This is a genomic window from Streptomyces sp. Ru71 (genome assembly GCF_002920535.1).
Taxonomy (GTDB): domain Bacteria; phylum Actinomycetota; class Actinomycetes; order Streptomycetales; family Streptomycetaceae; genus Streptomyces.
The window spans coordinates 1-19,750 of record NZ_PQSS01000019.1; the positions used below are offsets into that span (position 1 = coordinate 1).

Below are 19,750 nucleotides of genomic sequence, written 5' to 3' on the forward strand. Positions count from 1 at the left end.
GGTCTCGCCGAGGCGTTCGCGCACCGCCGTGAGCGGCCCCGCGCCGTCGGCCGGCGTCGCGGGCGGCAGATGGCGGGCGGGCGCCAGGTCCACGTCGTCGTCCAGGAGGTCGATGACGGGCAGGGAGCGGGCCAGACCGGGCCCCGGGGGTCTCGCACTCGGCGGTCCCGTGAAGGGCCCCGTCCTCGGCTCGGCCGTCCCGTGATGGCGCGGGCTCCGGCCCGGCGGTCCCGTGAGGCCCGTCTCCGGTTCGGCCGTCACGTGAAGGCCCGGGCTCCGGCTCGGCGGTCCCTGAGGCCCCATCCCCGGCTCGGCCGTCACGTGGAGGTCCGGGCTCCGGCTCGGCGGTCCCTGAGGCCGCATCCCCGGCTCGGCCGTCACGTGGAGGTCCGGGCTCCGGCCCGGCGGTCCCGTGGGGCCCATCCCCGGCTCGGCCGTCACGTGGAGGCCCGGGCTTCGGCTCGGACCTCCCCTGATGGTGACCGTTTCGTGGTCGTCACTCGAACTCGGTGCCTCCCTTGCGGGTCAGGTACGCCGGGCTGACCGCCTTGGCGATGGCTCGGCCACCGGTCACCGGGCTGTAGCGCTCCCGCGCGGGCCGGATCACCACGCCCTCCCGCAGGTGCAGCTCCCGGCCGGAGACGGTCTCGCGTCCACTGGCCCACTCCAGCACCCGGTCGATGCCGAACGGCCCCTCGTACAGACGCGGCACCAACGGCAGCTCCCCGTCGAGCAGCTCGGCCGCGTCCAGCCAGCGCACCGCCCCGTCGATCTCCGCCGACACGTCGAACACGGCGTACCCGAGCGCGTGGTCCCGGCGCCCGTCCGCGCCGTACGTCAGATCCTGCACGCCCGCGCCGTAGACCTCGCCGAAGATCCCGACCCGGCCGGCCCCCAGCCGCCGGGCGAGCCCGGCGGCCACCTCGGCGACGCCGTGCGCCCGCACCGCCCGCCAGTACAGGTTGCGTGGATCCTCCTTCAACGCCAGCGACTTCGCCCCGAAGCCCTTGGACGACACGAACACCCGGCCGGTGTCGGCCACATAGGTCAGCAGGCAGGCCGAACCGTGCAGCTTCTCCGTCAGCACCACCGGCTCGCCCGGCGCGAAGACGTCCGGATACCGCTGGATGTTCTCGATGTCCACCCACGGCAGCAGCTCGGGCGCGGACTCCACCTCGCCGTCCATCGTCGGCGGCACTGGCGGCACCCACTTGGTGATGCCCAGCAGCTCCGCGAAGTCCGTGCCCTCCCGCGCCGCCCGCAGCAGGTCCACGCCGGCCAGCGCCCTGGGCCGGCACACGATGCCCTGCGACAGCTCACCGCGCAGCCGCACCGCCTTGACCCGGTTGGCGGCGCCGCCCGCCAGCCGCCCGGTCAGCCCCAGCTCCTCGATCAGCGCGTCCGGCAGCACCGCCTGCTCGGGGATGTAGACGGCGGCCTCACCCGTGCGGTACGCGCCCTTGGCGACCACCGCGCGGTACAGGCCCACCTGGGCCAGCTCCAGCGCGTCGGCGTCGGGATGCTCGTGAACGGTCAGCACTTCGGCGGTGACGCGCAGCGTCGACATGGGAATCCTCGGTTTCCTGGTCGTCAGGTCGGTTTCATCGCCTCCCCACTGTCCGGACCGCAAAGGGCTGGAGCGAGCGGATTTCGGACTGCTAGCGTGGCGATCTTCGGCCGGTGGCGACACCGCGCACGGAGCCGTGACAAGGACAACGCCCTTGCCCTCAGCTGCCCTTGACGCCGCGCTCGCGGACGTCGAGACGGTCTTCAACGGCTTCGCCAGTCCGGGGGAGACCGGCTGCGAACGCTGCTTCCGCCCCGAGGAGACCGCCTGTCTGCGCACCCCGTACCGCAGAGTGCCGGACGGGCTGCTCGCCCGCTTCCTCTTCAAGGACCCTCTGCACTACGACGACCACCCCGCCGTGCTGCGCCGTCTGCTGCCGCAGGCGGCACGGGCCATGGCCGACGGCACCCTCGACGGCATCGGCTGGGGATGGCACGGGCTGGCCCGCGTCGACTGGCGGGCCTGGCCGGCCCAACAGGCGGCCGCAGTCGAGGCGTTCGTGCACGCCTGGTGTCAGGACGTCCTCCTGACGCCCGCGCCGTCGTACCCGGCGGAGGCGGTCTTCGAGACGTGCGGCTCGATCCTGTGCGGCATGACCGCGCTGCTGCACCGCTGGCCGGAGGGGTCCACGCCGGACGCGCACCTGGCCGCCTGCGCGCGCGGGTGGATGGAGGACCTGCTCGTCGACCGGTGGCCGCTGACCTGGTGGGACCCGGACGACGAGGCTGCCGCCGTCACCGAGCTGCGGCACTGGCTGTCCGGCCCCGGCGCCGCCCGCCTGGGGGCGCGCGGGGACCGGGACCTGGCGACCCGGGCGGGACTGCTCGCCCTGCCCTACGACGAGCGCTGGGCGCACCCGTACTGGACCAGCGCCTCCGCCACCAACTGAGCGTTGGACAGGGCCGGTCGGCCGTCCGGCAGGAGCAGCGTGTCCTCCAGCCCGATCCGTGTGGCGAGGCCCAGCCGCCCCGCCAGCCGCAGCACCGGCCAGGCGCCGCCGTCCTCGCCGTGCAGCAGCACCGGGCGGCCGTGCGCAGGGCCCAGTTCGGCGAGCAGTGCCCGTGCCGTGTCCTCGGCCGTGCCGCGGTCGGGCTCCATGACCTCGGCCAGCACCCGCAGCACCTTCGGCGCGAGCGGGGAGCGCAGGAAGCGGGCGGCGCCCTCGGTGCCGGACCACACGCCCGCCTCGATGCCCACGCCGAGGTCGAGCAGGGCGGCGGCCACCTCCTCGGCGCCCGGTTCGTGCCAGTTGACCGAGGCGTGGTCGGGCAGCACCGTCCAGCTCCGTATCCGCGCGACGCGGGCGGCCGGTTCGGGCTCCGCCCACGCGCCGGTCGTCACGCCCACCGGCACGGACACCCGGGCGCGTATCGCCTCCAGCGCCGGCCCCACCACGCGGGGCGACAAGGAGTCGTGGCCGCACGGTGTCCTCGGGTGGACGTGGATGTCCGTGGCCCCGGCCGCGACCGCCCGCGCGGCGGCCTCGGCCAGCTCCCGCGGCGTACGCGGCACGGCGGCGCCGTCGGCGGCACCCCGGGTTCCGTTCAGACAGACCTGCACCATGCCCCGATGGTGCCCGACACCACGGACAGCACGCCCCGGCGAAGGGGGTGCGTCCCCCGGCACACCCCCACCGAGCGGCCCCGGCCGCACGTGCTCAGGCCGCCACCAGCAGCCGGCCGCACGTGCTCAGGCCGACACCAGCAACCGGCCGAACCGCGCCTGTGTCAGCGCCTCCGGCGTGAGAACCGGCCGCGGCACCAGAATCCCGCAGTCCACGCAGACCGGACCTGCGGACGGCTCATGGTCCAGCCCGTACCGCCACACCAGCCGGCTCCCGTCGCACACCGGACAGCTCGTACCCGGCTCGCGCTCCAGCGCCGCGATGAGCCGGCGCAGCACCTCCGCCAGCGGCTCGCGCGGATGCACCCGCGGGTCGTCGCACCAGGCGACCCCGAATCCGCCCCAGGTCATCCGGTGCCAGTCGTCCACGCTGCCCGGCCTGCGCAGCCCGTCGTGCTTCTCCTTCCTGCGCCGCTCGGCGAACTCCACCTCATAGGCGAGCCACACCGACCGCGCCTCCTCCAGCTCGCCCAGCGCGGCCACGAGCCGCGCCGGGTCGGGAGACCTGTCCTCCGGTCCGAACCCCCACCGGCCGCACAGATGGTCCCAGGTCGCCCTGTGCCCGTACGGAGCGAACCGCTCCAGACATTTGCGCAACGAGTAGCGGCGTAGCGCCAGATCGCACCGCGGATCGCGTACCTGTCTCGCCAGACTCCGGAAACCGGCCATCGCCTTGCACCTCCGTCACACCTGCACCTGTACTTCGGTCACGTCGGCGTCGTCGTGCGGACGTCGCCGAATAGACGTATCGACACGCGATCCGGCTCCCTCCGTTTTCCGATGCCGTCCATCCATCAGCCCCCGGTTGACCCCGACGGGCCCTGCCACGGCCCGAGTTGACCCCCAAACGTGACGCATGTTCATCTTCAAACGCGGGGATACCGCCGGTAACATCCGGCCAACCCCCACGTCGGTAGGAGCCGCCCATGTCATGGCGCACCCCACGAAGCACGCTTGACAGACTGAGAACTCCTCGCGGATTCCACGGGTTCCTGAAGACCGCATCCGTATGCGCCCTCGTTGCCGGGCTTTTGTCACCGCTTTCCCAGACCGCGGCAACGGCCGCCGAGGCCGCCACCGCCGATGACCACTGCGGCGGCCAGTGTTCGGACATCCTGCCGCCGGGCCAGAACGGCAACGCCACCCTCGCCCAGATCCTCCTCAACCAGGCGTTCGGCACCCAGCCGAGCCACGCCGAGGGCCAGCTGGGCCCCTACGCGAACCTGGCCACCGGCTACCCGTCCCTCACCACCGACAAGATCAACACGTTCTTCAACGACGCCTCCTTCGGCGTCCCGGCCGACCAGATCGCCTCCACCCTCAAGCCGGCCGGCCGCACCGACGTCACGATCGTCCGCGACAAGAAGACGGGCGTACCGCACATCACGGGCACCACCCGCTACGGCACCGAGTTCGGCGCCGGATACGCCGCCGCCCAGGACCGGCTGTGGCTGATGGACGTCTTCCGGCACGTCGGACGCGGCCGGCTGACCTCCTTCGCGGGCGGCGCACCGGCCAACCAGGGCCTGGAGCAGCAGTTCTGGCGCAACGCCCCCTACACCGAGGCCGATCTGCAGGCCCAGATCGACCGGGCCGTAGCCGGCGCGGGCGCCCGCGGGCAGCAGGCCCTGGCGGACGTCCACGCCTACCTCGACGGCGTCAACGCCTACATCGACGCCTCCGACAGCGGACGCTACTTCCCCGGCGAGTACGTCCTGACCGGCCACAAGGACTCCATCACCAACGCCGGCACCATCGAGCACTTCAAGGACACCGACATGGTCGCGCTCGCCTCGGTGATCGGCGCCCTGTTCGGCTCCGGCGGCGGCGGTGAGGTGAACAACGCGCTCTCCCTGCTCGCCGCCCAGCAGAAGTACGGCGTGGCGGAGGGCACGAAGGTCTGGGAGTCCTTCCGCGAGCGCAACGACCCCGAGGCCGTGCTCACCCTCCACGACGGGCAGCGCTTCCCCTATGCCACCCGGCCCGACGACCCGCAGGGCGAGGCCCTGCCCGACCCGGGCTCGGTCACCGAGGAACCGCTGGTCTTCGACCGCACCGGCAGCGCGGCCACGGCCGCCGCGAGCACCACCTCGAAGACGGCCGCGAGCAACGCCCTCTCCTCGGCCCGGCGCGGCATGTCCAACGCGCTCGTCGTCAGCGGCGCGCACACCGCGAGCGGCCACCCCGTTGCCGTGTTCGGCCCGCAGACCGGCTACTTCGCGCCCCAGCTGCTCATGCTCCAGGAGATCCAGGGCCCCGGCCTGAGCGCCCGTGGCGCCTCCTTCGCCGGGCTGAGCATGTACGTCGAACTGGGCCGCGGCCAGGACTACGCCTGGAGCGCCACCACGTCCGGCCAGGACATCATCGACACCTACGCCGTCGAGCTGTGCCAGGACGACCACCACTACCTCTACCGCGGCACCTGCACACCGATGGAGCAGGTCGAGCAGAAGAACGCCTGGAACCCGACCGTCGCGGACGGCACCGCCGCCGGCTCGTACACGATGCGGGTGTGGCGCACCGCGTACGGACCGGTGGAGTACCGGGCCACCGTCGGCGGCAAGAAGGTCGCCTACACCACGCTGCGCTCGTCCTTCCTGCACGAGGCCGACTCCATCATCGGCTTCCAGATGCTCAACGACCCCGACTACGTCAAGGGGCCCGAGGACTTCCAGAGCGCGGTGCGGCACATCAACTACACCTTCAACTGGTTCTACGCCGACTCCGCGCACACCGCGTACTACAACAGCGGCGACAACCCGGTCCGCGCGAGCGGCGTCGACGCCGAGTTCCCGGCCTGGGCGCGGCCGGCGTACGAGTGGCGCGGCTGGGACCCGGCGACCAACACGGCGACCTACACCCCGCCCTCCGCGCACCCCCACTCCCTCGACCAGGACTACTACATCTCCTGGAACAACAAGCAGGCCGAGGACTACGCGGCCGCGCCCTGGGGTGAGGGGTCCGTGCACCGCGGCGACCTGCTCGACGACCGGGTGCGGAAGCTGGTCGCGGCCGGCGGCGTCACCCGCGCCTCCCTGACCCGGGCGATGGCCGAGGCGGGCCTGACCGACCTGCGCGCGGAGGACGTCGTACCGGACCTGCTGAAGGTGATCGACAGCGCCCCGGTGACCGACGCGACGGCCGCGGCGGCAGCCGGGAAGCTCCGGACCTGGCTCGCCGCGGGCGCCCGGCGCACCGAGACCTCGGCCGGATCGAAGACGTATGCCGACGCCGACGCGATCCGCATCCTGGACGCGTGGTGGCCGCTGCTGGTCAAGGCCGAGTTCGAACCCGGCCTGGGCACCGAGCTGTACACCGCCTTCACCCGCAACCTGCCTGTCGACGAGGCCCCGTCGGCCGGCCACGGGCCCACCGGGGCGCACGCCGGGAGCTCCTTCCAGTACGGCTGGTGGAGCTATGTCGACAAGGACGTCCGCGCGGTCCTCGGTGAGCCGGTGCGCGGCCCGCTGGCGCACACGTACTGCGGCGGCGGCAGCCTCGGCGCCTGCCGTGACCTGCTCCTCGGCACACTGAAGGAGGCCGCGGGCAGGACCGCCGCGCAGGTCTACCCCGGTGACGACCAGTGCTCCGCGGGCGACCAGTGGTGCGCGGACGCGATCGTGCAGCGCACGCTGGGCGGCATCAAGCACGGAAAGATCGGCTGGCAGAACCGGCCGACCTATCAGCAGGTCGTGGAGTTCACCTCACACCGCTGACGGCTTCAGGCGGCGGGCCGGCCGATGCGGCCCGCCGCCGCCACGACCTGCGCCAGCTCCCGGTGCAGGATGTCGCTGTGCGCGCCGGCCGGCGGGCCGCCGTGGCAGACCACCGCCGCCGCGTCCACGTTCACACAGCCCGACGCCGGCAGCGGCCCGCGCAGCGCGTCGGCGAGCGTCATCGCGCGGGTGCCCGGCACCGCCTGCACCCCGTCGTGGCCCATCGCGCCCCACTTGGCGCCGAGCAGCTGCCCGATGCCGAACTCCTGCGCCGCCCCCCGCGCGTCACCCGCCATCTTCGACGCGAGCGGGTAGAAGGTGCCGAGGGCCGTGTCGTGCCGGGAGTGGCAGCACACCACGGGACCGTCCACGCGGTGCTGCTGGTCCTGGAGCACACCTCCCGCGCGCGGGTCGTGCGGCAGCCGGGAGGAGAACGCGTAGTGCGAGAAGGCGCCCTGCAGCAGCGTCACCGACGCCACCGCGCGCACCCCCTCGGGCAGCCCGCGCAGCGCGAACGACACCAGCCGCCCGCCGAAGCTGTGCCCCACCAGATGCACCCGGATCCCCGGCACGGCGGTGGCCAGCTCCCCGACGACCCGGCCGAGCCCGCGCTCGCCGACGGTCCCCGCGCGCCGCTTCATCGCGTAGTACGTCGCCTGCCGCAGCAGCTCGTGCGCCCCGTCCCAGGGGTTGGGCAGCCCGAACCCCTCCCGCCCGCCCTCCGCGTCCGCCAGCGCAGCGGCGAAGTCGGCGCACACCTCGGTCACCGGCCGGGTGAACATCGCCGGCTCGTCCTGCGGCACCCCCTCCGCCACCGTGTCGGCGGCGAACAGCGCCTGCGGGCCGGGCGCCACGACCTCCACCAGCAGCCGCACCAGCCGCCCGAACTCCGTCAGTTCGGCCTCCTCGCCGAGCTGCTGCTCCAGCAGCCGCGCGATCTGCTCGACGATCGGCGCCCGCCCGGGGAAGCTCTCCAGCAGCGCGTGCCGGGTGTCCTTGTCCAGCGCCGGGCGGCGCGGCGGCTCGGCGGTGACCGACCGCGGGAAGTCGGGGATCGGCTCGTCGGAGAACCGCATCGACGGCCAGACCACGCCGACGTACCCGATCCGGGCGCCCGGGGCCAGTTCCGGAAAGGGTGCGAAGAAGCTGCTGCACAGCCGGGTGGCGCCCGAGCGGTCGTTGTTCCAGCCGTGCGCGAACACCACCAGGTCGCGCACGCCCCGCTGGGCCGCCTGGGTCAGCAGCCGGTCCCTCTCCGCGCGGTCGACGTCGCCGTCCGCGTCGAAGGTCAGCTCCCAGTAGGGCGTCACACTCATCGCCGGCTCTGCCATGACGGACTCCTTCGTCCCCCCATGCGCTGCGCTGTGTGGCGCATCGTCCTGCGAACGGAGGAGATTGGCCATACGTCACGGCATCACCCGTACGGCGGGTTTTCACCGGTACAGCAGATACCGCTCCCGTACCCGTGCGAAGGCCGCCAGCTCGTCCTGCCAGCCGGCGACGACCGCGTCGGTGCCGGCGCCCGCGTCGATGGCCGTGCGCACCCAGGTGGAGCCGGTCAGTTTGTCGATCCAGTTGTCGGAGCGCCAGGCGAAGCCGCTCCACACCCGCTTGGCGGTCACCAGCAGAGCGATGCCGGTGCGCACCGGGTCGTAGGCCTCCCGGTCGTGCACATGGATCTGCACCCCGCCGATGGTCTTGCCCTGGAACTTGGAGAACGTCGGCGCGAAGTACGCCTCCCGGAACCGCACCCCGGGCAGTTCGAGCGCGTTCGCGGCGGCCGCCCAGCGCCCGTCGATCCCCTCGGCGCCGAGCAGTTCGAAGGGGCGGGTGGTGCCGCGCCCCTCGGAGAGGTTGGTGCCCTCGAAAAGACAGGTGCCGGAGTAGACGAGCGCGGTGTCCGGGGTCGGCATGTTCGGGCTCGGCGGTACCCACGGCAGGCCGGAGGCGTCGTAGAACTCCGACCGCTTCCAGCCGGTCATCGTCACCGTCTCCAGGGCGACGGGGGTGGTGAGGAACTCCCCGTTGAACAGCCCCGCCAGCTCCGCGACCGTCATCCCGTGCGCCTGAGCGATCGGCTTGCGGCCGACGAAGGTCGCGAACTCCGGGTGCAGCACCGGCCCGAGCGCGGCTCGTCCGGTGACCGGGTTGGGCCGGTCCAGCACCACGAACCGCTTGCCCGCGAGCGCGGCCGCCTCCATGCAGTCGTACAGCGTCCAGATGTACGTGTAGAAGCGCGCGCCCACGTCCTGGATGTCGAAGACGACGGTGTCCACCCCGGACGCGGTGAACACGTCGGCCAGCGGCCGGCCGCTCTTGAGGTAGGTGTCGTACACCGGAAGTCCGGTCGCCGGATCGTCGTAGCGGCCCTCGGAGCCGCCCGCCTGCGCGGTGCCGCGGAAGCCGTGCTCGGGGCCGAAGACGGCCCGCAGATCGACGCGCGGGTCGGCGTGCAGCACGTCGACGATGTGGCGGGCGTCCCGGGTGACACCGGTGGGGTTCGTGACGATCCCGACCCGCTGCCCGTCCAGCAGGGCCCAGCCGTCGGCGGCGAGGCGCTCGAAGCCCGTCCGCAGCCGCCTGCCGCCGGTCGGCGCGGCCGCCTGCGCGGGGGCGGCCGACGCGGCCACCGCGGCGGCGCTCGCGAGCACACTTCGTCTGGACAGCCTCATGCGACGACCTCCGTGATCCGGGTGTGTCATGCCCACGCACGCTAGCGTCCGCTCGGCCCCCGAGGAACGAAGCGGACGCAAACAGGTCTTCCGCAGCTACATACCGACTGGTTAGTGTGGCGGCGCACGGGGGAGCCGAGCCGCGTCGAAGGAGACCGATGGTGGGAGCCGTTCAGGGTGCTGGAGTGGTCGTCACGGGAGCGGGAGGCGGCATCGGCGCCGCCCTGGCCCGCCGCTTCGCCGCCGAGGGCGCCCGGGTCGTCGTGAACGACCTGGACGCCGCGAAGGCGCAGGCCGTCGCCGACGAGATCGGCGCCACCGCGGTCCCCGGCGACGCCTCCGCGATCGTCGAGGCCGCCCTGGACGCCCTCGGCGGCACGGTCGACGTCTACTGCGCCAACGCCGGCGTCGGCTCCGGCGGCTCCGAGGCGGCCGAGGAGAGCGTCTGGGAGCTCGCCTGGGACGTCAACGTCATGGCGCACGTGCGCGCGGCCCGCGCCCTGCTGCCCGGCTGGCTGGAGCGCGGCAGCGGCCGGTTCGTCTCCACCGTCTCCGCCGCCGGACTGCTCACCATGATCGGCGCCGCCCCCTACAGCGTCACCAAGCACGGCGCCTACGCCTTCGCCGAGTGGCTGTCGCTGACCTACCGCCACCGCGGGATCAAGGTGCACGCCATCTGCCCGCAGGGCGTGCGCACCGACATGCTCTCCGCCACCGGAAGCGCCGGCGACCTGGTCCTCAAGCCCACCGCGATCGAGCCGGACGACGTCGCCGACGCGCTGTTCAAGGGCATCGAGGAGGACCGCTTCCTGATCCTGCCGCATCCCGAGGTCGCCGGGTACTACCAGGCCCGGGCCGCCGAGCCCGACCGCTGGCTCGCCGGCATGAACCAGCTCCAGCGCAAGTGGGAGGAGGCCCGATGAGCGCGTCACGCTACGCGGCCAAGCCCTGGCTGGCCCTCCTCGACGACGCCCAGAAGGCCCCCGTCGAGCCCGCCGACTCCCTGGTCCACGCCCTGCGCCGGGCCGTCGCCCAGGCGCCCGGACGCACCGCCCTCGCCTACTTCGACGGCCGGCTCACCTACCGCGAGATCGACGAGCTCAGCGACTCCGTCGCCGGCCACCTCGCCGCACGCGGCCTGGAGCGCGGCGAGCGGGTGGCCGTCGTGCTGCAGAACTCCCCGCACTTCGTGCTCGCCGTGCTGGGCGCCTGGAAGGCCGGCGCGGTCGTCGTCCCCGTCAACCCGATGTACAAGTCGGGCGAGGTGTCCCACGTCCTGCGGGACGCCGAGGTGACGGCACTCGTGTGCAGCGACCGCGCGTGGGAGACGTATCTGCGCGACACGGCCGCCGGCTCACCGGTGCGGATCGCGCTGACCGCCTGCGAGCTGGACTTCCAGACGAGCGACGACGCGCGCGTGCTGTCCTTCGAACGGCTGCCGCAGGCCCCGGACGCCGACGACCTGACCGCCGTCGCCCGCGCCGGGCACAAGGCCCCCGAGGGCCGCGACCCCGCGCCCGCCGACACCGCCCTGATCAGCTACACCTCGGGCACCAGCGGCACGCCCAAGGGCGCCACCAACACGCACGGCAACATCATGTACAACGCCGAGCGCCAGAGCACCGGGCTCGGCCTGCCCGAGGCGCCCGTGTACTTCGCGCTGGCGCCGCTGTTCCACATCACCGGGATGGTCTGCCAGTTCGGCGCCTGCCTGAACAGCGCGGGCACGCTGGTGCTGGCCTACCGCTTCGAGGCGGGCGTCGTCCTCGACGCGTTCGCCGCGCACCGCCCGCACTACACCGTCGGCCCGTCGACCGCGTTCATGGCGCTGGCCGCCCACCCCTCCTGCACCCGGGAGCACTTCGCGTCCTTCACGGTCATCTCCTCCGGCGGCGCCCCGCTGCCGCCGGCCCTGGTGGAGAAGTTCCGGGCGGGCTTCGGACCGTACATCCGCAACGGCTACGGCCTCACCGAGTGCACCGCACCCTGCGCCTCCGTGCCGCCCGGCCTTGAGGCGCCCGTCGACCCGGCCTCCGGGACGCTGGCCGTCGGCGTGCCGGGCCCCGACACGGTCGTACGGATCATCGACGAGCAGGGCCAGGAGGTGCCCTTCGGCGAGCAGGGCGAGATCGCCGTACGGGGCCCGCAGGTCGTCCCCGGCTACTGGCGCCGCCCCGACGCCACCGCCGAGACCTTCCCCGACGGCGAGCTGCGCACCGGCGACATCGGCTTCATGGACGAGCAGGGCTGGCTGTACGTCGTCGACCGCAAGAAGGACATGATCAACGCCTCGGGCTTCAAGGTGTGGCCGCGCGAGGTCGAGGACGTGCTCTACACCCACCCGGCGGTGCGCGAGGCGGCCGTCGTCGGCGTCCCCGACGGCTACCGTGGCGAGACCGTGCGGGCCTACATCAGCCTGCGTCCGGGCGTCGAGGCGGACCCGGAGGAACTCGCCGCGTACTGCAAGGAGAGACTGGCCGCCTACAAATACCCTCGGCAGGTCGAGATCCTGCCCGACTTGCCCAAGACGGCAAGTGGGAAGATCCTCCGGCGGGAACTGCGTTCCCGCACGCGAGACAGTTAGACACCCGGAACGGAAAGGCAGGTGGCGGCAGTGCCCAGGACGACGGACGGGGACGGCACTCCGGTGCCGCAGCGGCTCCTGGCCGCCGCCACCCGGCTCTTCGCCGAGCAGGGTTACGACCGCACCTCGGTGCAGGAGATCGTCGAGGCGGCCGGCGTCACCAAGGGGGCGCTGTACCACTACTTCGGCTCCAAGGACGATCTGCTGCACGAGGTGTACGCGCGCGTGCTGCGCCTCCAGCAGGAGCGGCTCGACCACTTCGCCGGCCTGGACGCGCCGGTGGAGCAGCGCCTGCGGGACGCGGCGGCGGACGTGGTGGTGACCACCATCGACAACCTCGACGACACGTCGATCTTCTTCCGGTCGATGCACCACCTCAGCCCGGAGAAGAACAAGCAGGTGCGCGCCGAGCGCCGGCGCTACCACGAGCGCTTCCGCGCGCTCATCGAGGAGGGGCAGCGCGCCGGCGTCTTCTCCACGGCCACCCCGGCCGACCTCGTCGTGGACTACCACTTCGGCTCGGTCCACCACCTGCCGACGTGGTACCGCGCGGACGGCTCGCTGAGCCCGCAGGAGGTCGCCGACCACCTGGCCGACCTGCTGCTGCGGGCACTGCGCCCTTGAGGACGCGCCCTCAAGGACGCGCCGCGGGCGCCGCGCCCGTGAGGTGACGGGCGAGGGCCGCCGCCGCCGGATTGCGCGGCGCCGGCCCCCGCCCCGCCAGCACGACCGTACGGCCGGGCTCGGGCTGCGTCACGCGCACGCAGGGCAGCCCGGCCCGCTCCCCGATGGCACGCGGCACGAACGCGACCCCGATCCCGGCCCGCACCAGATCCACCAGCAGCCCGATCTGGGTGACGTCACAGGTGATACGGCGCTGAAGGCCGCAGTGCGCGGCCAGGCGCCGCACGGCCGTCTCCAGACCCGTCCCGGCCCGGAAGTCGACGAACGGCTCGTCGGCGAGGTCCTTGATGAGCGTGCGCCCGGCCCGGGCCAGCGGATGCCCCGGAGCGGTGATCAGCACCAGCTCCTCCCGCCAGGTGGCGTGGGAGTGCAGCCCCTCGGGCAACTCCCGTGCGTCCGGCGCGAGGAAGGCCAGATCCAGCTCCCCGGCCCGCAGCGCGTCGGTCAGTTCGCCGACGGGGGCGTCCCGCACGGACACCTGGACACCGGGGAACTCCTGGTGGAAGGAGGCCAGTTCGGCGGGCAGGTCGACGCAGGTCAGCGTCTGGATGGTGCCGACGGACACCCGGCCGGTCGCCAGCCCCGTCACGGCGGCGACCGCGTCCCGGGCGGCCTCGGCGCCGGCCAGCAGCGCCCGCGCCTGCGGCACCAGCGCGCGCCCCGCCTCCGTGAGCACCACCCGGCGCCCCGTCCGCTCGAACAGATCGGCGCCCAGCTCCCGTTCGAGGTTCCTGATCGAGGTGCTGAGCGCCGACTGCACGATGAGCTCGGCCCGGGCGGCCGCGGTGAAGCCGCCCTCGGTCACGACCGCCATGAAATGGCGGAGCTGACGGATCTCCATCCGTGCATTGTAGAGATCCATCTATTTCACAGATGCCGGCCAGCGAAACCATCTGTTGGACCGGTCGACGGCCTGCGCGCCACGCTGGACGCATGACACGCAGACCCTCTCTTCTCCAGCGGTTCCTGTCGTTCCTCCAGGCCCTCGCGCGCGAGGACCACCACTACTCGGGCGGCTACTAGAGGTACTTCTTCAGCTCGCGCCGGGCCAGCGAGCGCTGGTGCACCTCGTCCGGGCCGTCGGCGAGCATCAGGGTGCGGGCGCCGGCGTACAGCTCGGCCAGCGGGAAGTCCTGGCTCACCCCGCCCGCGCCGTGCAGCTGGATCGCCCGGTCCAGGATGCCGACCACCGCGCGCGGCGTGGCGATCTTGATGGCCTGGATCTCCGTGTGGGCGCCCTTGTTGCCGACGGTGTCCATCAGCCAGGCCGTCTTCAGCACCAGCAGCCGCAGCTGCTCCACCGTCACCCGCGCGTCGGCGATCCAGTTCTGCACCACGCCCTGCTGGGCCAATGCCTTGCCGAACGCGGTGCGGGACACGGCCCGCTTGCACATCAGCTCGATGGCCCGCTCGGCCATGCCGATCAGCCGCATGCAGTGGTGGATACGGCCGGGCCCGAGCCGGGCCTGGGCGATGGCGAAGCCGCCGCCCTCCTCGCCGATCAGGTTCGTCACCGGCACGCGCGCGTGGTCGAAGATCACCTCGGCGTGGCCGCCGTGGTAGTGGTCCTCGTAGCCGAAGACCTGCATCGCACGCTTGACGGTGACGCCCGGGGTGTCGCGCGGGACCAGGACCATGGACTGCTGGCGGCGGATGTCCGCGCCGTCCGGGTCCGTCTTGCCCATCACGATGAAGATCTTGCAGTTCGGGTCCATCGCGCCGGAGATGTACCACTTGCGGCCGGTGATGACGTACTCGTCGCCGTCACGCTCGATGTGCGTGGTGATGTTGGTGGCGTCCGAGGAGGCCACCTCCGGCTCGGTCATCGCGAACGCCGAGCGGATCTCCCCCGCGAGGAGCGGCTCCAGCCACTGCTTCCTCTGCTGCTCGTCGCCGAACTGCGCGAGCACCTCCATGTTGCCGGTGTCCGGCGCGGAGCAGTTCAGTGCGGTGGGCGCGAGCTGCGGGGAGCGGCCGGTGATCTCGGCGAGCGGCGCGTACTGCAGGTTGGTCAGGCCGGCGCCGTACTCCTCGTCGGGCAGGAAGAGGTTCCACAGGCCCTGGCGGCGGGCCTCGGCCTTGAGGTCCTCGACGACCTGCGGGGTGTCCCACGGGGAGGCGAGCGCGGCGCGCTGCTCCTCGGCCACCGCCTCGGCCGGGTAGACGTACTCGTCCATGAAGGCGAGCAGTTTGGCGCGCAGTTCCTCGGTGCGTGCGTCGAACGCGAAGTCCATGGCCACTCAGCCTTCCTGAAGAGTCGTCAGTCCGTGCTCGATGAAGACCGGGACCAGCTCGCCGATGCGGTCGAAGCCGCGGCCGACGGTCTGGCCCAGGGTGTAGCGGTAGTGGATGCCCTCCAGGATCACGGCGAGCTTGAACCAGGCGAACGCCGTGTACCAGGCCACGGCCGACACGTCGCGCCCCGAGCGCGCGGCGTACCGCTCGATCAGCTCCCGCGGCGCCGGGTGACCCGGGGCCTGGGCGGTGGTGGAGACGGGGGAGTCCGGCAGCTGAAGCGGCCGGCTGTACATCACCAGCAGCCCCAGGTCGGTCAGCGGGTCGCCGAGCGTGGACATCTCCCAGTCCAGCACCGCCTTGATCTCGTCGTCGGCGCCGATCAGGACGTTGTCCAGCCGGTAGTCGCCGTGCACGATCGTCGGGGCGGGGGAGGAGGGCAGCTCCCGGCCGAGCGCGGCGTGCAGCTCGTCGATGCCGGGCAGCTCGCGGTTGCGGGAGGCGTCCAGCTGCTTGCCCCAGCGGCGCAGCTGCCGGTCCAGGAAGCCCTCCGGGCGGCCGAAGTCGCCGAGGCCGACCTCGGCGGGGTCGACGGCGTGCAGCTCCACGAGTGTGTCGACGAGCGAGAGCACCGCCTGCCGGGTGCGCTCCGGGCCGAGCGGGGCGAGCTGCTCGGCGGTGCGGTACGGGGTGCCCTCGACGAACTCCATGACGTAGAAGGGCGCCCCGAGCACCTCCTCGTCCTCGCACAGCAGCACCGGCTCCGGCACCGGCACCTTGGTCGGGTGCAGGGCGCTGATCACCCGGTGCTCGCGCTTCATGTCGTGCGCGGTGGCCAGCACATGCCCGAGCGGAGGCCGGCGCACCACCCACTGCTGCGTGCCGTCGCCGACCAGATAGGTGAGGTTCGACCGTCCGCCCTCGACCAGCCGGCCGGTCAGGGGACCGGTCACCAGACCGGGCCGCTCGCGCTCCAGCAGACCGCGCAGCCGGTCGAGATCGAGTCCGGGCGGGTGGTCGGGGCTCATCATCGCTCCTACAGGCAGGTGAACAGGTCTCCCACCATCATGCTGACCGGTCGGTATGTCGTCCAGTGCCGGAGCGGAACGTGACCGGGACCACCATAGGCCGACGACCCCCGACCGGCGAAGCGCGCACGCGTGGTCCATCCGGGCTTGCGCGGCGCGGGACCACCCCGGAGGGTCGGTGCCATGAAGGCGATCAGCTACAGCCGGTACGGCGGACCCGAGGTGCTGGAGTACGGGGAGGTGCGCGAACCCAAGGTCGGCCCCGACGCCGTCCTGGTCAGGGTGCGGGCGGCGGCGGTGAACCCCGTGGACTGGAAGTGCCGCGAGGGCTACCTCGACGGCATGATCGAATCCGTCTTCCCGGTGGTGCCCGGCTGGGACATGTCCGGCGTCGTGGTCAGACCCGGCGTGTCCGTCACGGAGTACGCCGAGGGCGACGAGGTCATCGGCTACGTCCGCGAGGACTTCCTCTCCCGCGGCACCTTCGCCGAGTACGTGGCCGCCCCCGTGCGCACCCTCGCCCGCAAGCCGCGCAACCTGTCCTTCGAACAGGCCGCCGGGCTGCCGCTGGCCGGACTGACCGCCTACCAGGTGCTGGTCAAGGCGCTCCAGGTCAAGCGCGGCGAGACGGTGCTGGTGCACGCCGCGGCCGGCGGCGTCGGCTCCATCGCCGTCCAGCTCGCCCGGCACTTCGGCGCCCGTGTGATCGGCACGGCCAGCGAGCGCAACCACGACTACGTGCGGGGGCTCGGCGGTGAACCGGTCAGCTACGGCGAGGGGCTCGCCGACCGGGTGCGGGGACTGGCGCCCGAGGGCCTGGACGCGGCCTTCGACACCGTCGGCGGCGACGCGCTGCAGGCCTCCGTGAACCTGCTGGGCGCCGGGGGCCGCCTCGCCTCGATCGCCGACCCGGAGGTGCAGACGTACGGCGGCCGCTACTACTGGGTCCGGCCCGACGCCGAGGACCTGCAGAAACTGTCGGACCTGGCCGACCAGGGCGTGGTCTCGGTGCACATCGACGCGGCCTTCCCGCTGGAGCGCGCGGCGGACGCCCACCGGCACAGCCAGGAGGGCCGCACCCGGGGCAAGATCGTGGTGACGGTGCCCGAGGAGGACTGACGCGGCTCAGAGCACCACGGCGATCGCGCACACCGCCATCGCCACCGTGCACAGCACCGCCGCCGTCGCCAGCCGCGCCGGCATCGGCCGGGGCCGGTCCGCCGCCGCCAGCAGACGGATGCGGTGATGGGCGACGAGCAGGAAGCCCACCCACAGCGCGCAGCACAGGGCGCCGGCGACGACGTCGGCCGCGGAGGCGCCGCCCTGCAGCGTGGCCTTCACGGCGAGCACGGCCGCGACCGCCCACGCCAGGGTCGTACGACGCCAGGCGAGCCGGGTCCGCTCGGGCTGCAGCCCCGGGTCCCGCTCGCCGCTCACCCCCGCGACCGGGTGCCCGCCGCTCATCCCTCCCACCCGATGAGCACGACGACGACCATCGCCACCGCGACGACGGCGACGACGAGGCTCAGCACCACCGGGAACCGGGACACCGGCAGGTCCTCCCCGCGGCGCATCGCCCGCTCGCAGCGCACCCAGTGGTTGACCGCCCGCAGCGCGCACAGCACGCCCGCCGCCAGCAGCGCGAGCGCCAGGCCGACGCGCCAGCCCCAGCGCAGGTCGGGCAGGAACTGGTCCACCGCGAACCCGCCGCCGATCAGCGCGAGCGCGGTGCGCAGCCAGGCCAGGAAGGTGCGCTCGTTGGCCAGCGAGAACCGGTAGTCGGGCGTGCCGCCCTCCTCCCGCACCCGCTCCGGCGCGAACCACAACCGGACGTTCCGTACGAGTTCGATCACGTGCAGGACCCTATCCGCAGCGCGAACCCGGGGCGCTGTCAGCGGTCGCGGCCAGCGTGGGGCCCCTGGCCGGCACGCGTCCTCGCCGCAGCGCTCACCGGGAGGTGAACGCCGCTCAGCCCGTCGGCCGGTGGTTCGTCAGGCGCTCGTAGGCCGCCATGCCGTCCGGGACCCACTCCCACTCGCCGAGGCGTGCCCGCAGCTCCTCCTCGGTGAGGAAGGCGTACCAGGCGACCTCCTCCACCTGCGGCCGCACCGGCAGCTCGCAGCGGACCTCGTACACGGCCGACCACCAGCTCTGCCCGGCCCCGTCGTCGTAGAGGAACTTGAACAGGAACGTGGGACGGGGCAGCCCCGTCACGCCCAGCTCCTCCTCGGCCTCGCGCAGGGCCGCGTCGTCGTAGGACTCGCCGGCGCCGACGACCCCGCCGACGAACATGTCGTACCGCGAGGGAAAGACCAGCTTGGTCGGCGTCCGACGGTGCACGAAGACCCGCCCGTCCGCGTCACGGGCCTGAATGAACACACACCGGTGACGCAGCCCACGGGCGTAGGCCTCACCGCGCGGGGACTGCCCGATGACCTGGTCGTGGAGGTCGACGATGTCGAGAATCTCGTCAGCAGCACGCATGAACCCATCCAAGCAGGCCCACCGGTGTCCCCGGGGCACCGCCAACGCCCCGACGGGGGCCCGGCCGACGTCCGTGCGGGGGCGGGGCGCCGGGTGGGGGGAGCGACGGGGCGGTGGTGCGACGGTGTCCCGGTGGGGGCCGTCGAGCCTCCGGGCGCTGCCCCTCAGCCCCCTTGGAGTGCGTCCACCCGTTCCTCGCCCGCTGTGCCCTGCGGCAGGCAGGGGTGCAGGCCCAGGAGGACGATGCCCGTGACGATCGCTGCCAGCCCGGTCGCCTCCCAGGCCAGTGCCCCGGTGTCGGTGTGCAGGCGGTCGCCGAGGAAGCCGACGCCGCAGGCGATGCCGGCCAGCGGCTGGGCCGCGGTGAGCGCGGGCAGCGACATGCGCAGCGGCGCCGTCTCGAACGCGCTCTGGACGAGGACCAGACCGGTGATGCCGAGCGCCAGTACCGCGTACGGCTGCCAGCCCGTGAGCAGCTCGGCCAGGCCGCCGTCGGCGAAGCGCTGCCCGCTCACCCGGGTCAGGGCGTCCTGCACGCCGTAGAGCAGTCCGGCCGCGAGGGACAGCAGGACCGGCCCCCAGCTCAGCCGGGCGCGCTTGGCGCAGGCGGTCAGCAGCAGGGCCAGGCCCGCCATCACCCCGATGATCACCCAGTGCCGCACCGGATCGGTCACCGCCGTGCCCCCGCGCGGCTCGCCCGCCAGGATGAACGCGCTCACCCCGCCCGCGAGCAGGGCGAGCCCCGCCCACCCCTGCCGCCCCAGCGGCTGCCGGGTGCGACGGCGGGAGAGCGCGAGCGCGAACAGCAGGTTCGTCGCCAGCAGCGGCTCGACCAGGGACACCTCGCCCCGGCCCAGCGCTACCGCACCGAGGGCCATTCCGGCCACCATCAGCGCGATCCCGCCGATCCAGCTCGGCACCCGCATCAGGGCCAGCAGCAGCCGGGGTGAGAGGAAGTCGCCGAGCGGTGCCCGCTGCGCGGCGCTCTGCTGCAGGACGAACCCGAACCCCAGGCAGCACGCGGCACTCACGGCGAGAACAAGAACCAGAACCGACACGCTGCGTCCCTCGATCGTCCGGTCGGGTCACGGGGTCGTGAGGCCCGACTCTAACCGCCCGGCCCCCTCGGTGCCCCCGGAGCGCGCGCAACGGTGCCC

At 73.0% G+C, this 19,750-nt stretch carries 18 protein-coding genes; 6 read left to right on the top strand and 12 right to left on the bottom strand.

All coding sequences use genetic code 11. From position 1 onward, the window contains the following. Positions 1-496 precede the first annotated feature (496 nt). Positions 497-1,567, bottom strand: a complete 1,071-nt coding sequence (locus tag C3489_RS14255) for an RNA ligase (ATP) (RefSeq protein WP_103782171.1) — start codon at positions 1,565-1,567, stop codon at positions 497-499. 154 nt (positions 1,568-1,721) lie between these two features. On the opposite strand from C3489_RS14255, the gene C3489_RS14260 reads away from it, so the two are divergent. Next, entirely contained in the window at positions 1,722-2,456 is a 735-nt protein-coding gene (locus C3489_RS14260) for a hypothetical protein (RefSeq protein ID WP_103782172.1), read from the top strand. Here C3489_RS14260 and C3489_RS14265 read toward each other — a convergent pair. Together C3489_RS14265 and C3489_RS14270 are read right to left on the bottom strand one after the other, a co-directional pair. Continuing rightward, entirely contained in the window at positions 2,402-3,130 is a 729-nt protein-coding gene (locus tag C3489_RS14265; protein WP_181139670.1) for a 3-keto-5-aminohexanoate cleavage protein, read from the bottom strand. The genes C3489_RS14260 and C3489_RS14265 overlap by 55 nt on opposite strands. 126 nt (positions 3,131-3,256) lie before the next feature. After that, positions 3,257-3,859, bottom strand: a complete 603-nt coding sequence (locus C3489_RS14270) for a hypothetical protein (RefSeq protein ID WP_103782173.1) — start codon at positions 3,857-3,859, stop codon at positions 3,257-3,259. 257 nt (positions 3,860-4,116) lie between these two features. Here C3489_RS14270 and C3489_RS14275 point away from each other — a divergent pair, with 257 nt between their 5' ends. Beyond that, on the top strand, positions 4,117-6,906 hold the full coding sequence (locus C3489_RS14275) for a penicillin acylase family protein (RefSeq protein ID WP_103782174.1): 2,790 nt from the start codon (positions 4,117-4,119) through the stop codon (positions 6,904-6,906). 5 nt (positions 6,907-6,911) lie between these two features. On the opposite strand, the gene C3489_RS14280 is transcribed toward C3489_RS14275, so the two are convergent. After that, the gene (locus tag C3489_RS14280) at positions 6,912-8,237 is read right to left on the bottom strand and encodes a serine-threonine protein kinase (RefSeq protein WP_103782175.1); all 1,326 of its coding nucleotides are present in this window, start codon (positions 8,235-8,237) and stop codon (positions 6,912-6,914) included. A 102-nt stretch (positions 8,238-8,339) separates the two neighbouring features. Continuing rightward, positions 8,340-9,578 carry an exo-beta-N-acetylmuramidase NamZ domain-containing protein gene (locus C3489_RS14285; RefSeq protein WP_103782176.1) on the bottom strand — a complete coding sequence of 413 codons (1,239 nt, stop codon included), beginning with the start codon at positions 9,576-9,578 and terminating at the stop codon, positions 8,340-8,342. Positions 9,579-9,736: 158 nt separating this feature from the next. On the opposite strand from C3489_RS14285, the gene C3489_RS14290 reads away from it, so the two are divergent. From C3489_RS14290 to C3489_RS14300, 3 genes are read left to right on the top strand one after another with little or no spacing between them, the layout of a single operon-like run. Continuing rightward, positions 9,737-10,501, top strand: a complete 765-nt coding sequence (locus tag C3489_RS14290) for an SDR family oxidoreductase (protein ID WP_103782177.1) — start codon at positions 9,737-9,739, stop codon at positions 10,499-10,501. Continuing rightward, entirely contained in the window at positions 10,498-12,162 is a 1,665-nt protein-coding gene (locus C3489_RS14295; RefSeq protein WP_103782178.1) for a class I adenylate-forming enzyme family protein, read from the top strand. Before C3489_RS14290 ends, C3489_RS14295 begins: the two co-directional genes overlap by 4 nt. Positions 12,163-12,192: 30 nt before the next feature. Beyond that, the gene (locus tag C3489_RS14300) at positions 12,193-12,786 is read left to right on the top strand and encodes a TetR/AcrR family transcriptional regulator (RefSeq protein ID WP_103782179.1); all 594 of its coding nucleotides are present in this window, start codon (positions 12,193-12,195) and stop codon (positions 12,784-12,786) included. Between the two features lie 10 nt (positions 12,787-12,796). On the opposite strand, the gene C3489_RS14305 is transcribed toward C3489_RS14300, so the two are convergent. The 3 genes from C3489_RS14305 to C3489_RS14315 all read right to left on the bottom strand — a co-directional run bounded on the left by C3489_RS14305 (position 12,797) and on the right by C3489_RS14315 (position 16,109). Next, complete coding sequence (locus C3489_RS14305; protein ID WP_103782180.1) at positions 12,797-13,687, bottom strand: LysR family transcriptional regulator; 891 nt, start codon at positions 13,685-13,687, stop codon at positions 12,797-12,799. A 178-nt stretch (positions 13,688-13,865) separates the two neighbouring features. Then, the gene (locus C3489_RS14310) at positions 13,866-15,080 is read right to left on the bottom strand and encodes an acyl-CoA dehydrogenase (protein WP_103782259.1); all 1,215 of its coding nucleotides are present in this window, start codon (positions 15,078-15,080) and stop codon (positions 13,866-13,868) included. Between the two features lie 6 nt (positions 15,081-15,086). Next, positions 15,087-16,109: a phosphotransferase family protein gene (locus tag C3489_RS14315; RefSeq protein WP_103782181.1), complete on the bottom strand. Its 1,023-nt coding sequence runs from the start codon at positions 16,107-16,109 to the stop codon at positions 15,087-15,089. 183 nt (positions 16,110-16,292) lie between these two features. On the opposite strand from C3489_RS14315, the gene C3489_RS14320 reads away from it, so the two are divergent. After that, complete coding sequence (locus C3489_RS14320) at positions 16,293-17,228, top strand: NADP-dependent oxidoreductase (RefSeq protein ID WP_103782182.1); 936 nt, start codon at positions 16,293-16,295, stop codon at positions 17,226-17,228. Between the two features lie 6 nt (positions 17,229-17,234). On the opposite strand, the gene C3489_RS14325 is transcribed toward C3489_RS14320, so the two are convergent. The 4 genes from C3489_RS14325 to C3489_RS14340 form a co-directional block, all read right to left on the bottom strand. Then, positions 17,235-17,573: a DUF202 domain-containing protein gene (locus C3489_RS14325; protein WP_103782183.1), complete on the bottom strand. Its 339-nt coding sequence runs from the start codon at positions 17,571-17,573 to the stop codon at positions 17,235-17,237. Further along, positions 17,570-17,962 carry a YidH family protein gene (locus tag C3489_RS14330; protein ID WP_103782184.1) on the bottom strand — a complete coding sequence of 131 codons (393 nt, stop codon included), beginning with the start codon at positions 17,960-17,962 and terminating at the stop codon, positions 17,570-17,572. Before C3489_RS14330 ends, C3489_RS14325 begins: the two co-directional genes overlap by 4 nt. Before the next feature lie 115 nt (positions 17,963-18,077). Continuing rightward, positions 18,078-18,593 carry an NUDIX hydrolase gene (locus C3489_RS14335; RefSeq protein ID WP_103782185.1) on the bottom strand — a complete coding sequence of 172 codons (516 nt, stop codon included), beginning with the start codon at positions 18,591-18,593 and terminating at the stop codon, positions 18,078-18,080. Between the two features lie 164 nt (positions 18,594-18,757). Continuing rightward, positions 18,758-19,651, bottom strand: a complete 894-nt coding sequence (locus C3489_RS14340) for a DMT family transporter (protein WP_103782186.1) — start codon at positions 19,649-19,651, stop codon at positions 18,758-18,760. Between the last annotated feature and the right edge of the window lie 99 nt (positions 19,652-19,750).

What these genes read in the sequence shown, in the direction of transcription:
- C3489_RS14310 (WP_103782259.1), bottom strand. Translation starts at nt 15,080, where the DNA reads ATGGACTTCGCGTTCGACGCACGCACCGAGGAACTGCGCGCCAAACTG.
- C3489_RS14335 (WP_103782185.1), bottom strand. Translation starts at nt 18,593, where the DNA reads ATGCGTGCTGCTGACGAGATTCTCGACATCGTCGACCTCCACGACCAG.
- C3489_RS14270 (WP_103782173.1), bottom strand. Translation starts at nt 3,859, where the DNA reads ATGGCCGGTTTCCGGAGTCTGGCGAGACAGGTACGCGATCCGCGGTGC.
- C3489_RS14295 (WP_103782178.1), top strand. Translation starts at nt 10,498, where the DNA reads ATGAGCGCGTCACGCTACGCGGCCAAGCCCTGGCTGGCCCTCCTCGAC.
- C3489_RS14325 (WP_103782183.1), bottom strand. Translation starts at nt 17,573, where the DNA reads ATGAGCGGCGGGCACCCGGTCGCGGGGGTGAGCGGCGAGCGGGACCCG.
- C3489_RS14265 (WP_181139670.1), bottom strand. Translation starts at nt 3,130, where the DNA reads ATGGTGCAGGTCTGTCTGAACGGAACCCGGGGTGCCGCCGACGGCGCC.
- C3489_RS14285 (WP_103782176.1), bottom strand. Translation starts at nt 9,578, where the DNA reads ATGAGGCTGTCCAGACGAAGTGTGCTCGCGAGCGCCGCCGCGGTGGCC.
- C3489_RS14290 (WP_103782177.1), top strand. Translation starts at nt 9,737, where the DNA reads ATGGTGGGAGCCGTTCAGGGTGCTGGAGTGGTCGTCACGGGAGCGGGA.
- C3489_RS14305 (WP_103782180.1), bottom strand. Translation starts at nt 13,687, where the DNA reads ATGGAGATCCGTCAGCTCCGCCATTTCATGGCGGTCGTGACCGAGGGC.
- C3489_RS14255 (WP_103782171.1), bottom strand. Translation starts at nt 1,567, where the DNA reads ATGTCGACGCTGCGCGTCACCGCCGAAGTGCTGACCGTTCACGAGCAT.
- C3489_RS14320 (WP_103782182.1), top strand. Translation starts at nt 16,293, where the DNA reads ATGAAGGCGATCAGCTACAGCCGGTACGGCGGACCCGAGGTGCTGGAG.
- C3489_RS14315 (WP_103782181.1), bottom strand. Translation starts at nt 16,109, where the DNA reads ATGAGCCCCGACCACCCGCCCGGACTCGATCTCGACCGGCTGCGCGGT.
- C3489_RS14280 (WP_103782175.1), bottom strand. Translation starts at nt 8,237, where the DNA reads ATGGCAGAGCCGGCGATGAGTGTGACGCCCTACTGGGAGCTGACCTTC.
- C3489_RS14275 (WP_103782174.1), top strand. Translation starts at nt 4,117, where the DNA reads ATGTCATGGCGCACCCCACGAAGCACGCTTGACAGACTGAGAACTCCT.